General features: G+C 43.3%; 9 protein-coding genes. 8 read left to right on the forward strand and 1 reads right to left on the reverse strand.

Annotation, left to right across the window (positions count from 1 at the left end):
* Positions 1–48 precede the first annotated feature (48 nt).
* From AZ46_RS01910 to AZ46_RS20905, 5 genes are all read left to right on the forward strand, one after another.
* Complete coding sequence (locus tag AZ46_RS01910) at positions 49–1,809, forward strand: glycoside hydrolase family 13 protein (RefSeq protein ID WP_029281991.1); 1,761 nt, start codon at positions 49–51, stop codon at positions 1,807–1,809.
* 127 nt (positions 1,810–1,936) lie between these two features.
* On the forward strand, positions 1,937–2,959 hold the full coding sequence (locus AZ46_RS01915; protein WP_029281989.1) for a M42 family metallopeptidase: 1,023 nt from the start codon (positions 1,937–1,939) through the stop codon (positions 2,957–2,959).
* A gap of 153 nt (positions 2,960–3,112) precedes the next feature.
* Positions 3,113–6,190, forward strand: a complete 3,078-nt coding sequence (locus AZ46_RS01920; RefSeq protein ID WP_051865108.1) for a cell wall-binding repeat-containing protein — start codon at positions 3,113–3,115, stop codon at positions 6,188–6,190.
* A 152-nt stretch (positions 6,191–6,342) separates the two neighbouring features.
* A complete protein-coding gene (locus AZ46_RS20900) occupies positions 6,343–7,737 on the forward strand; it encodes a cell wall-binding repeat-containing protein (RefSeq protein WP_051865110.1) in 1,395 nt (464 codons plus the stop codon).
* A gap of 362 nt (positions 7,738–8,099) precedes the next feature.
* On the forward strand, positions 8,100–9,530 hold the full coding sequence (locus AZ46_RS20905; protein ID WP_051865112.1) for a cell wall-binding repeat-containing protein: 1,431 nt from the start codon (positions 8,100–8,102) through the stop codon (positions 9,528–9,530).
* 63 nt (positions 9,531–9,593) lie between these two features.
* On the opposite strand, the gene AZ46_RS01935 is transcribed toward AZ46_RS20905, so the two are convergent.
* Complete coding sequence (locus AZ46_RS01935; protein ID WP_029281981.1) at positions 9,594–10,238, reverse strand: alpha/beta hydrolase; 645 nt, start codon at positions 10,236–10,238, stop codon at positions 9,594–9,596.
* 153 nt (positions 10,239–10,391) lie between these two features.
* Between AZ46_RS01935 and AZ46_RS01940 the strand changes: the two genes are divergently transcribed.
* The 3 genes from AZ46_RS01940 (at position 10,392) to AZ46_RS01950 (ending at position 13,911) form a co-directional block, all read left to right on the forward strand.
* Complete coding sequence (locus tag AZ46_RS01940; RefSeq protein WP_029281979.1) at positions 10,392–11,345, forward strand: ABC transporter ATP-binding protein; 954 nt, start codon at positions 10,392–10,394, stop codon at positions 11,343–11,345.
* On the forward strand, positions 11,342–12,862 hold the full coding sequence (gene opuFB / locus AZ46_RS01945; protein ID WP_029281977.1) for an osmoprotectant update ABC transporter permease/substrate-binding subunit OpuFB: 1,521 nt from the start codon (positions 11,342–11,344) through the stop codon (positions 12,860–12,862). Before AZ46_RS01940 ends, opuFB begins: the two co-directional genes overlap by 4 nt.
* 119 nt (positions 12,863–12,981) lie before the next feature.
* Complete coding sequence (locus tag AZ46_RS01950; protein WP_029281974.1) at positions 12,982–13,911, forward strand: patatin-like phospholipase family protein; 930 nt, start codon at positions 12,982–12,984, stop codon at positions 13,909–13,911.
* Positions 13,912–13,951 lie beyond the last annotated feature (40 nt).

A 13,951-nucleotide genomic window follows, 5' to 3' on the forward strand; every position in this document is an offset into this window, starting at 1 on the left:
TTTTCACCGATACTTAAACGTTTAAGTTATTAACAGGGGGAATCTACAATGTTAACTAAAGAAGCAGTCTATCACCGTCCAAAAAACAATTTTGCTTATGCTTACGATAAAGACACTTTGCATATCCGCTTGCAGGTTAAAAAAAATGAGGCAGAAAGTGTGCGCCTGATATGGGGAGATCCATTTACATGGGACCAGGACAAAGACGGTGTGTGGAAATGGAAATCAGAAGAGCATGCTGAAATGACGCTGCTTGGAAAGACAGAACTGTTTGATATTTGGACAATTGCTTTAAAGCCTCCGCACAAACGGCTGAAATACGGATTTGAAATCATTGCGGGCGGCGAAAAGCTGATTTATACAGAGCAAGGTTTTATTGAAAAGAAACCTGAACATAACGGCGGCTATTTTACCTTCCCTTATCTTAATGAAGAAGACATTTTCACTGCTCCTTCATGGGTGAAAGATACAGTCTGGTATCAAATTTTTCCTGAACGATTTGCAAATGGAGATGAGACGCTGAATCCTGCAGGAGCTTTGCCGTGGGGAAGCACGGAGCCGACTGCAAACAACACGTTTGGCGGGGATTTTGAAGGCGTCATTCAGAACATTGATTACCTCGTTAAGCTTGGCGTAACGGGCATCTATTTTACACCGATTTTTAAAGCTTTCTCGAATCACAAATACGACACGATCGATTATATGGAGATTGATCCGCAGTTTGGAGATAAAGAAACGTTTAAGCGTCTTGTTGACATCTGTCATGAAAATGGAATTAAAGTCATGCTTGATGCAGTATTCAATCATTCCGGCTATGAATTCCCGCCTTTTCAGGATGTCTTTGTAAATGGAGAGCATTCCAAATACAAGGACTGGTTCCACATTAACAGCTTTCCTCTGAAAAAAGATGGAAAGGTGCAGTATGAAACGTTCGGTTTCTCTGAAAATATGCCGAAACTGAGAACTGGCAATCCTGAAGTAAGAGAATACCTTCTTGAAGTTGGCCGGTACTGGGTGAAGGAATTTGGCATCGACGGGTGGAGACTTGATGTTGCAAATGAAGTGTCCCATGATTTCTGGAGAGAATTCAGAAAAGAGATCAAGGCCATTGATCCAGAGGTCTATATCCTTGGTGAAGTTTGGCATGACGCCATGCCGTGGCTTCAGGGAGATCAGTTTGATGCGGTCATGAACTATCCTTATACAAGTGTTGCGATTGAATATTTCGCTGAAGGGAAAGTAACGGCTAGCGAGTTTATCAACCGTACATCTGAAGCTTTGCTCATGTATCCTGAGCAAATATCAGCAGTTGCCTTTAACCTGCTCGGCAGCCATGATACGCCGCGCATCGCGACCGTCTGCGGAGAGAGCACGGACAAAGTGAAGCAGCTCTTTACGTTTCTTTTATCTTCACCGGGAGCACCGTGCATCTACTACGGAGATGAAATCGGCCTGACGGGGGCAATGGATCCGGGCTGCAGAAAATGCATGGTCTGGGACGAGGAGGAGCAGGATACCGAACTGCTCAGCTTTATTAGACAGCTGATTTCGCTCCGGAAAACGAATCCTGCATTCGGGAGCAAAGGGCGGATTCAGTTCATGGAAGCGGCAGCAGAGGATGAGGTTGTCATGTACACAAAGACATATGAAGAACAAACCATATTGTTTGTTCTAAACGGAACAGACCGAGATGCAGAAGCGGAGCTGCCGGAGAACGCTGCAGGCGGACAATGTGTGCTGACAGGTGAAAAAGTGAATGGACCATCCATTAAGCTAAAGCCGCACGGAATTGCTATGATTGCATACTGAACACAAAATTAATTGTCATTGATAAACCGATGTTCCGTGCGGAATATCGGTTTTTTCTATATAAAGGATAAAAGAACCTGCTATACTTGAAAAAAAGACAAAAGAGGTGTCTGCGGTGAAAGATACAATGCAGCTTATAAAAGAACTCGTCTCCATACCGAGTCCGTCTGGAAATACGAATGAAGTGATTACATATGTTGAGAACTATTTATCCGACTGCGGCATAGAAACAAGACGCAACCGCAAAGGCGGCCTGATTGCAACAATTCCAGGCAAAGATCAAAGCCGTCACCGGATGCTTACTGCTCATGTCGATACACTTGGGGCTATTGTAAAAGAGATAAAAGGCAGCGGAAGACTGACAATCGACCTGATTGGCGGATTTACATACAATTCCATCGAAGGCGAATGCTGCAAAATTGAGACTTCCTCCGGAAAAATGTTCACGGGTACGATTTTAATGCATCAGACATCTGTACATGTGTATAAAGATGCCGGCAAAGCTGAACGCAATCAGGCGAATATGGAAATACGCCTTGACGAAAAAGTGAAGAATGCTGATGATGTCAGGGAGCTTGGGATAGAAGTCGGGGACTTTGTTTCATTTGACCCGCGGGTTGAAATCACAGACGGCGGTTTCATCAAATCAAGGCACTTAGACGATAAAGCGAGTGTGGCTTTACTTTTAGAACTGATGAAAAAAGTAAAAGAAGAGCAGACCGAGCTTCCCTTTACAACCCATTTTTTAATTTCAAACAACGAGGAAATCGGGTATGGCGGCAACTCAAATATCACACCGGAGACGGTAGAATACCTGGCTGTCGATATGGGAGCCATGGGTGACGGCCAGTCAACAGATGAGTATACCGTATCCATTTGCGTGAAGGATGCAAGCGGGCCATATCATTACGGACTTAGAAAGCACTTAACGAATCTGGCTCAAAAGAACGGGATCGGCTATAAGCTTGATATCTACCCGTACTATGGCTCCGATGCCTCTGCTGCCATCCGTTCAGGCCATGACATCGTCCACGGACTAGTGGGGCCGGGCATTGACTCTTCCCATGCATATGAAAGAACTCATAAGGATTCACTTGAAAATACGGCTAAGCTTCTATACCATTACGTCCTATCTGAAATGGTTCTTTAATCCTGCTAAGACCCGGAGCTCACCCGGGTCTTTTGTCAATCCTTTCTACAATATTAAATCTTCCTTAAAAAAGTAGAAAAGTTTTCCATATTATAAATTTCTGTGATTTAATAGATTTGTATTAGCAATGAATCTATTAACGGAGGTAGTTAAATGAAAAGAACCATCAGCAGCTTCATGGCATTTGTCATGATTTTTTCCCTGTTTTTCAGCCAGGCCGCAGGTGCAGCCGGGGCGGATGTTCCTAAAGAAGAAGCCCTTCTCAAAGCAGGAACACCTGTTGAAGGACAGTTTGAAGAAGGCGAGAATGTAAAATGGTATACTGTGGATCCTTCTGCAGCAGAAGTTAAGGATTTCACTCATCTCAGAGTGAAATTTCAATCAGAGCTTGAGATGAACATCACCGTTTATTCAAGTCTTGAAAACGCCGTAGATAACCGTGCGTTTGACAGATATATGGGATATTCCTATGCGAATGAACCGGTACAGCTTGATTTCCCGGTAGCATGGGCAGGCCCTTTCTATGTGAAAGTAGAGCATTATCCGTATGAAGAAGAGTACATAGAAGGAGAAGAAGCACCGGAAGCACCGGCTGCAGCCTATACTCTTTCTTATGACGGGGTAACACTTCCTCCTTCAGAATACATGAGTTCTGACGAGTGTCCGGCTGAGCTGAGCACGAAGGAAAGAGAAAACGGCAAGGCGATTTTGAAAGACCTTAGATCAATCCGTGAAGATGTGCTTGCAAAAACGGAAAACGGCAAAGAACTTTCCGCTATGTATTATAAAATCGCGCCATTTTTGAGCACGAAAATGGTTTTCAGCAAAACAATCCGCGATCAGGTCTACCAAGATCTTGTTCAGCTTAAAGGTCTATTTGCTGAAGTCGCTGAAAAAGGAAGCAGCAGTGCGTACAAAGTGACAAAAGAGGACCAAGATGCAATTAACCGTCTCTACTCGACAGCACTTGATTCAGTTCCATCATTCCTTCAGGATTCTATTAAGAAAACCGGCAATGCTGTCGGCATCAGCAATTTAACAAACAAGACGGTATCATCCATTCTTCAAAAGGGTGGTTATAGTGTCCCTTCAGCAGGAAGCACTGAACACCGTGTCATCGTTAAACTCAAAGAAGGCAAAAAGCTGAGCAGCATTCAATCGAAAACAAAAGCATTCGGCATTCAGTCTGCAGCACCTTTAAAAGCAGACAAATCCATCATTCCAGATACGTATGTCATGGAAGTTGAAGGCAGCACAGGAGGCTTTAAAGCATCTTCAAGCAGTCTGAAATCTGCAGTAAGCAGTCTTTCAAAACTCCCTGAAGTAGAATATGCAGAGCCTGTTCAGCGCTATCAGTCATTTACAGCCGACGCCCAATATCCTTACCAGTGGTCACTTAAAAACGAAGGCCGCGACGGAGGAATTCAAGGCGCAGACATCAAGTTTGAACAGCTCCAGGAAGCGCTTAAAGGCAAAGACCTTAAAGATACAGTCATTGCCGTTGCCGACACAGGAGTTGATCACACGCTTGCTGATTTAAGCGGTCAAGTTCTGACAGACAAAGGCTACAATTTTATTTCTAAAAATACAGATGCCATGGATGACAACGGTCACGGTACGCATGTATCCGGCATCATTGCCGCTAAAGCGGGCAACGACTATTCTATGGCCGGGATTAACGCGCATGCAAAAATCCTTCCGGTAAAAGTCCTTGACGCAGCAGGAAGCGGTGACACAGAAGGAATCGCTTTTGGCATCAGATATGCGGTAGATCAGGGAGCGCAGGTTATTAACCTGAGCCTTGGCGGAGGATACAGCCGCGTGATTGAGAGTTCGTTAAAGTATGCATATGATCGCGGGGTAACAGTAGTTGCTGCCAGCGGAAATGACGGCATGGAGGAGCTTTCTTATCCGGCTTCATCAAAATATGTTATTTCTGTCGGCGGAACAAACAGAATCGACCTGGTTTCAGACTACTCCAACTATGGAAAAGGCCTGGATCTTGTAGCACCTGGTACAGATATTCCAAGTTTAATGCCTGACGGAAACGTTACAAACATGACTGGTACGTCTATGGCGACACCGCATGTTGCAGCAGTTGCAGGCCTGCTTCTTTCACACAAGCAGGATCTGACACCTGATGAAATTCAAAAAATCCTGACGAAGACAGCACAGGACATCGCATTTGATGAGCAGGATAATCCATGGGAAAACTATGAAGATTACCCTTATGAGGAAGAAATCCCTTACGAGGAAGAAGAAGTCATTCCTGGATATGACAGAGTTTCCGGCTGGGGCCGCCTTGATGCTCCTGCAGCAATCAATGGCATCGGAAAGAACTTTACTGAATGGGCGCGTATTTCGGGTGAGAACCGGTATGAAACAGCGGTAAAACTCTCTGAAGAAGGATTTGAAACGGCAGAGACCGCAGTTATTGCCACAGGCCGCAACTTCCCTGATGCGCTGAGTGCAACGCCTCTAGCCTACAAAAACGATGCCCCGCTTCTTTTGACAGACACAAATGAAGTTCCGGAAGTTGTCAAAGATGAACTGGTTCGTCTTGAAGCAGAGACAGTCATTCTTGTTGGAGGCAAAAATGCTATTTCTGCAAATGTAGAAAAGCAACTGAAAGAACTTGGCGTGAAGAAAATCAAGCGTATTAGCGGCGACGACAGATATGCTACATCAGTCAAGATTGCTGAAGAACTCGATGGCATGGGTATTGCAGCAGTGGCAACAGGTGAAGGCTTTGCAGATGCGCTGTCTATAGCACCGATTGCTGCATCACTCGAAATGCCGATTCTCCTTACGAAGAAAAACAGTACACCGGATGTTGTAAGAAGTTATGTGGAGGAAAGCGGCATTGAAGTTTCTTTCATTATCGGAGGGACAAGCGTCATTTCTAAAAAAGCGGCTGACGCATTCCCCGAGCCTGAAAGAATTGGCGGTGATGACCGTTACGAAACAAACAGCAACATCATTTCGTATTTTGAAGATATGCTGAACATGTCAACTCCTTACATTGCCACTTCCAAGAATTACCCGGATGCCCTTGCTGGATCTGCGCTGGCAGCCAGAAGCGGAAGTCCAGTGATTCTCACAAATCCTGAAGGAGCTAAGCAGACTACAAAAGATACAATCGCTGATTATGCTGACACAGCTTCCATGTATTACATCATCGGCGGAGAAACAGCTTTACCTGAAGCTTCTATTCTTTCACTATTCGAATAAGAGTTTATGAATCAGGCCCTGGCACTTCCCGGGGCTTTGTTTGTGTCAAAAAAAGTCGGAAAAATAGTAAAATATACATAATATCTATTACATTAGGTATATAAAAAGAGTATAATCTAGTAGATTTGATACATAAAACCCAGGAGGATACTATGAAAAAAGAATTATTGCTGGCCTGCGGGCTCATGCTAGCTTTACCAGGCGTACAGGGATTTGCTGCAGAAAAAACAGATGAATGGTCTGCTTTGAACTATCATAAAGAGAGTAAGAATTATTATTATGAGTCAGAGCCAAATGATACACTTTCAAAAGCTACAAATATCCAAATCGATTCAACGATTGAAGGCAGAACGGATAATGAACCTTCCTACGAAGACTTTGATTACTTCAAGTTTTCTATCTCAGAGAAGAATATGACTTACTCACTATATGCTGAAAACGATGGAAGAGAACTTACAAAGGCCTTGAAAGTAAGAGTTCTTTCAGAAGACGGCAAAGAAGTTGCAAAAAGTACAATCTATAATGAAGAAAAATGGGATGCCTATCAGTATATTGAGGCAAATCTCTTACCAGGGACCTATTACATAGAAGTTACTAACTCATATCCAAGAGATATATACCTACCATATGCATTTAGACATTTAACTTCTCCAAAGCAAGAGCCATCAATTGAAAGAATTGCAGGAGAGTCGAGATATGAGACTGCTGTTGAAATCTCAAGAACAGGCTGGGAGTTTTCTGATGTGGCGGTAATTGCAACAGGGAAGAATTACCCTGATGCATTAAGTGCAACTCCTCTTGCATATAGCAATGAAGCTCCTTTATTGTTGACAAATCCTGCAGAACTTCCTGATCTTGTTATAGAAGAGCTCAAACGTCTAGGTGTTAAAGAAGTGTACCTTGTAGGAGGTACCTCAGCCATTTCAGACAATGTTAAGACTCAGCTTTCAAAAATGAACATCAAAGTAAATAGAATCAGCGGTGCAAATCGCTATGAAACATCTGTTAATATTGCCAAGGAAATTGGAACAGAAGGGTCAGTAGTACTGGCTACAGGTAAAAATTTTGCAGATGCTCTTTCCATTGCTCCTATTGCAGCACAGCTAAACATGCCTATTTTACTGACTGAAAAAGAAAATGTTCCAAAAGAGGTATCAAATTATATAAGAGATTGGAAAGCAAATAAGGCGTTTGTCATCGGAGGGAAAGAAGTAATCACAGATTCTGCTTTAAAAAATATACCTGGAAAAGAAAGAATCAGCGGTTCAGACCGTTATGAAACTAACAGTAACGTAATCAAACGTTTCCAGTCAGATATTGATCCAACAGAAACATTTATTGCTACGGGGAAAAATTTCCCTGACGCCCTTTCAGGTTCAGCTCTAGCATCACTGAACATGAGCCCTGTAGTATTAACAAATCCTAAGACTGCGAATACTTATACAAAAAATATAATTAATGAGTTAAGTGGGGCAACATCATATTATTACATCCTCGGCGGAGAGACAACTCTCCCTCAAAACGCAATCGACCAGCTTTTTGAATAAAGCCATTACTCTCCGGACTTTTTAATGTGAGATTATTTAAAGCATTTTTCTTAAAAGCGGAAGTCTTATCACCCTTACAAGCCCTGAAGGAGCTAAGCAGACTGCAAAAGATAAAATTGCCGATTATGCTGACACAGCTTCCATGTATTATATCATCGGAGGAGAAACAGCTTTACCGGAAGATTCTATGCTTGCATTATTTGAATAAGAGGATCATGAAAAACCCTGGCTTCTGCCAGGGTTTTTCATATGTCAAAAAAAGTCGAAAAAAATAATTCCAAATAATAGATAATCACTATTACATTCTTTGGTGATAGGTTGTATAATCTAGTAGATTTGATACATAAAAACAGGGGGATACTATGAAAAAAGAATTATTGCTTGCCTGCGGGCTCATGCTGGCTTTACCAGGTGTACAGGGATTTGCTGCTGAAAAAACAGATAAATTGTCTGCCTTTCAGCATCAGACGACACAAATGAAGGCCCTGGGTATGGATGACGAGATTCAGTCTTATTATGAAGTAGAACCGAATGATACTATGGCAAAGGCAACAAATGCTAAAATCGATTCAGTTCTGGCAGGAGAGAACAAGAACAGGAATGCAAGTAATGGAAAAGACGTTGACTATTTCAAGTTTGATATAACAGAAGAAGATATGGCGTATTCATTAATAGCTGAAACTATGTTGGATACAACTTCTGAAACGTTGAAAGTCCGTGTGCTTTCTGAGAATGGCAGTGAGGCTGCAAAGAGTATAACTGAAGATTTTGACGGGGATATTTATCAGTCGATAGAAACAGAACTTTCACCTGGGACCTATTATTTAGAAGTGACGAATTCCTATTCATCAGAAGCTAATGTGGAGTATTCTCTTTTTCATTTTACATACTCAGACGGTCCATTTGAAACTACAATGGAAAGACTTTGGGGAGACACGAGATATGATACAGCTGTGGAAGTCTCGAAAAATGGCTGGGAATATTCAGATGTGGCAGTAATTGCAACAGGTAAAGGTTATGCGGATGCCTTAAGTGCTACGCCTCTTGCCTTCAGATATGATGCTCCTCTTTTATTAACAAAACCAGAAGGTCTTCCTGAAAGTGTTAAAGAAGAACTCAACCGTTTAGAGGTTCAGGAGGTTTTTCTTATCGGAGGCACTTCAGCCATTTCAGACAACGTTAAAACAGAGCTTGGAAAAATGAACGTAAAAGTAACGAGACTAAGCGGGGGAACCCGCTATGAAACATCTGTTAAGGTTGCTGAGGAAATTGGAACAGAAGGATCAGTAGTACTGGCTACAGGCAAAAACTTTGCAGATGCTCTATCTATTGCTCCTATTGCAGCTCAGATGAACATGCCTATTTTGCTGACTCAAAAAGATAATGTCCCACAAGAAGTAACAAATTATATTAGAGACTGGGACGCTGACAAAACTTTTGTAATCGGTGGAGAAGCAGCAATTACAAGCGCTGCTGTGAAGAATTTGCCTGGAAAAGAACGAATCAGCGGTGAAGATCGTTATGAAACCAACAGTAAAATTATTAACAGATTCCAAGACAACATTGATCCGTTTTTCACGTACATTGCTACCGGAAAAGGTTTCGCTGATGCTCTTGCAGGCTCAGCCCTTGCATCAAGATATATGAGCCCAATCATTTTGACTAGTCCAACTACTCCAAGTGATTTTACAAAAGAAACAATCAATAAGTATAAAGAAGATACTTTTACTTATTACATCCTCGGTGGAGAGACGGCTCTCCCTCAAAAAGCAATCGACCAGCTTTTTGAATAATGCCATAGCATGAGAAAGACCGGTGAGCATTAGCTGCACCGGTCTTTTCCATTTAGAAGTGATTTAAAACCTCTTTATATTCATCATAACATCCTTCAGCACATCTACTGAACCTACCGGATCCTCTGAATCTTCCAGACTGTGGTCAGCCCCGTTTATGAGGACACGCTCAAGAAATGGATTTTCTGAAAGCTTCTCAAACCGTTCGGGGTCATAGCAAGGGTCTGAATCGCCGATGATGCATAAACCTCTCTTTTTGCTTGTGTACATGCCCTCAAATACATCATCCCTTTTCAGCAAAGGCGTGAGCCAGACAATTTTCGCATCGAGGAATGCCGTTCTCCCAAGTTCAGCAGCAAGTGCGATCGTGCCGAGTGATTTTCCTATCAAGTAAAAGTGTTCATAGGAGTGCGCGCTTAATACGGTATCAATGACATGCCGGACATCTCTTTTTAACGCATCATCAAGCTCTTTATCTGAAAATGATTCATAAAAAGGCGACTGGTAGGAGTAGTTGAGATGCAGCACATCCTCACCGCGGTTCAGGAAAATTCCTGTTGAATAGTGAAACAGCGGGCCCTGCGCTGTATACCCGTAGCCCGGAAACATAATAGCAAGTGTTTTTCCTTGAGAGGCTTTTTTGAGCAGGGAATAGGAAACAGTGCCGTCTTTGTAGCCTGTGATGGAATCTTTCTGGATTTGGACCATTGGATTTTATCCTCTCTTTTTTAGTATGATACTACTAATTCCACTAATTGGGTGCAGATTCCTTTCTTGAGTAAAAAAGAAGCTTATCTTTCGCCGGGAGAGGGTAATACATTTGGTGGCGCTATGATAACACTATAGAAAAAAGGTGAGCAGATGATCCGGTTTGAGAATGTGACAAAGGTATACAAAGACGGTACGAAGGCAGTAAACGCCCTGGACTTAACAATAGAAAAAGGTGAGTTTTTTGTCTTTATCGGGCCTTCGGGATGCGGCAAGACGACGACGATGAAAATGATCAACAGGCTGATTGATGCCACAGACGGCACTGTCAGCATAGATGGCAAAAATGTTCATGATTACGACATTCACGAACTGCGGTGGAATATAGGGTATGTTCTTCAGCAAATTGCGCTTTTTCCTCATATGACGATTGAAGAAAACATCGCGATTGTTCCTGAACTGAGGGGATGGAATGCAGAGAAAATACGGCAACGCACAGATGAACTTCTGGATATGGTAGGGCTTGATCCGGATACATACAGAACAAGAAAACCGAATGAGCTGTCAGGCGGTCAGCAGCAGAGAATCGGGGTCATCAGAGCTCTTGCTGCAGACCCGGATATTATTTTAATGGATGAACCTTTTAGTGCACTAGACCCGATCAGCAGGGAAAAACTGCAGCAGGATATCATAGACCTGCAAAAACGTATTCATAAGACGATTGTGTTTGTGACTCATGATATGCAGGAGGCCCTTGCTCTTGGTGACCGGATTTGTGTGATGAAAGACGGGGAAGCCGTGCAAATTGACACCCCTGAAGCGCTCGTCAGACGTCCCACCAGCGATTTTGTCAAAGAATTTATCGGGAACAGAGGACAGGCTGCTGTTCTGGAAGGATCCATTGAACCCTGGATCAGGCCTCTGCAGGAAACAGATCCGCTCAAAAAGCCGATATCTTTTACGGCTGACCGGCAGGAAGCCCTCCAGAGACTGGGGACAGAAGACATGATTCCTGTTGAGCGGAACGGACAGATTATCGGGACCATAACGAGAGAGTCCGCGGTACAGTTCTTAGCCGGCCGTGCGGAAGAAAGAGGGAGAGTATGACGGCATTTATTGACGTATTTAAAGAACGGCAAAGCGAGCTTTTAGCTGCTTTGCTTGAGCATATCCAGATCTCATTTATTGCTTTACTGCTCGCGGTCGCCATTTCCATTCCGCTGGGCATTTATCTGACTAGAAAATCAGGAGCCGCAGAAGGAGTGATTGGTGTTTCTGCCGTCCTGCAGACCATTCCGTCACTTGCCCTTCTCGGACTGCTGATTCCTCTTGTTGGCATTGGAGTAGTGCCTGCCATTATTGCACTGGTCATCTATGCACTGCTTCCGATTCTGAGAAATACGTACACCGGCATCAAAGAAGTGGATTCTTCCTTAATTGAAGCGGCCCGTGCGATGGGGATGAACAGCATGAAACGGCTGTATAAAGTAGAACTGCCCCTTGCCATGCCGGTCATCATGGCTGGTATCCGCACGGCGATGGTACTGATCGTTGGAACTACCACACTTGCGGCCCTTATTGGTGCAGGCGGACTCGGAAAACTCATTCTGCTTGGAATCGACAGAAATGACAACATGCTGATTTTGCTAGGAGCGATTCCTGCAGCCCTGCTTGCTATTTTCTTTGATGCTGTTCTGCGGGGCGTTGAAAAAGCGGCATCGAGGCGATCAATGAAAGTAATCGGCATTGCAGGATTAATTGCCATACTGGCTGTTGCTGTGCCGCTTGCGTTTGGTGCCGGCAAGAAAGACATTGTCATTGCAGGAAAACTGGGGGCTGAACCGGAAATTCTGATCAATATGTACAAACTGCTGATCGAGCAGGAGACGGATCTTGAGGTTGAATTAAAGCCCGGTCTTGGAAAAACGACATTCGTCTTTAACGCTCTAAAATCAGGAGATATTGATATTTACCCTGAATTTACAGGAACAGCGATTACGACCTTTTTAAAAGAAGAGGCCGTCAGCACTGACCGGAAAGAAGTATACGAGCAGGCAAAAGCAGGTATGCTCAAGAAGTTTGACATGGCATATCTTGAGCCGATGTCATTCAACAATACGTATACACTCGCTGTGCCTAAGGAAGCTGCAGAACAGTACAGCCTTGAAAAAATGTCAGATCTTAAACCGGCTGCAGGGAATATAAAAGCAGGGTTCACTCTTGAGTTTTCGGACAGGGAGGATGGCTACAAAGGCATACAGAAAGTTTACGGCACCACCTTTGCAAACTTAAAAACAATGGAGCCTAAGCTCAGGTATGAAGCCATTCAGACAGGCGAAATCAATTTAATTGATGCTTACTCGACAGACAGTGAGCTGAAACAATATAATCTTTTAGTGCTTGAAGATGATAAAAAACTGTTTCCACCCTATCAGGGAGCACCGCTGCTGAGAAAAGAAACGCTCGATCAGCATCCAGAACTCCAGAAAGCCCTGAATCAATTGTCAGGAAAAATAACGGATGACGAAATGAGAGAAATGAACTATCAGGTAAATGTTGAAGGGCAATCTGCTGCAGAAGTTGCTGAGCAGTACTTAAGTAATGAAGGTTTATTAGGGAAATAAGGAGCAAGAGGGAGAATGTCATGATTCTCTCTCTTTTTCTGATGGATGTGTTAGACAAAAAGGATTTCTGACAGAAAACAAGAATAAAGAAAGAAGATCATTCCGGAGGTGAAGCACAAATGAAAGCTGACGGAGTATTTGAAGGCGGAGGAGTCCGGGGCATTGCGTTTACAGGTGCTATTCAGGCAATGGAGGAAGAAAAAATTGAATGGGAGCGCCTTGCAGGGACATCTGCGGGTGCAGTCATTGCCGCTCTTTTGGCAGCAGGCTATAAAAGCTATGAAATCAGGGAGCATCTCATAGAGCTGGATTTTACAAAATTCAGGGGCAGAACCTTTTTGAATTATATCCCAATCATCGGCGGACTGCTCCAGCTTATGATTCATCTCGGTTTTTACAAAAACAGCTATCTGGAAGAATGGATAGACGGTCTCCTTTCGGCAAAAGGGATTCGCACGTTTGCAGACCTGCCCCAAGATAAGCTGAAAATCATTGCATCAGACGTATCCAATGGCGAAATACTTATCCTGCCCGATGATCTGCCCAAATATAAGATGAAACCCTCCGATCTGAAAGTCTCTAAGGCGGTTATGATGAGCGCATCGATTCCCTTTTTCTTCAGGCCGGTAAAATGGAAATCATCTTCCCAGTTCACTTCCTATATATTAGATGGCGGATTGCTGAGTAATTTTCCGATCTGGCTGTTTGATTCGAAAGAAGAACCGCGCTTTCCAACCTTCGGATTCCGTTTTATTAAAGAAGAAATCAGAGCGGGGGCTGTTATACCGACACCCGTTCATCTTTTCAAAAATATGTTCAAAACGATGCTGCAGGCACACGATTTGAGGCATCTGACAGAAGAAACAAGAGAACGGACCGTACAAATCCCCACAGGAGGAATAACAGCAACTGATTTTGATTTGAATAAAGACGAAATCGAGTTTTTGTATCAATCAGGGTATTCTTCCGCACAGCAGTTTCTGAAGAGCTTTGATTTTCAGAAATATAAAGAAATACGAAAAAAAACCAAAAACGCTGCGGGTCTGTAACTGGCCCGCTTATTTGCAGTTTATGCTGGTATCTTATTCA

This window comes from Metabacillus indicus LMG 22858 (assembly GCF_000708755.2).
In the GTDB taxonomy this organism is placed as follows: domain Bacteria; phylum Bacillota; class Bacilli; order Bacillales; family Bacillaceae; genus Bacillus_P; species Bacillus_P indicus.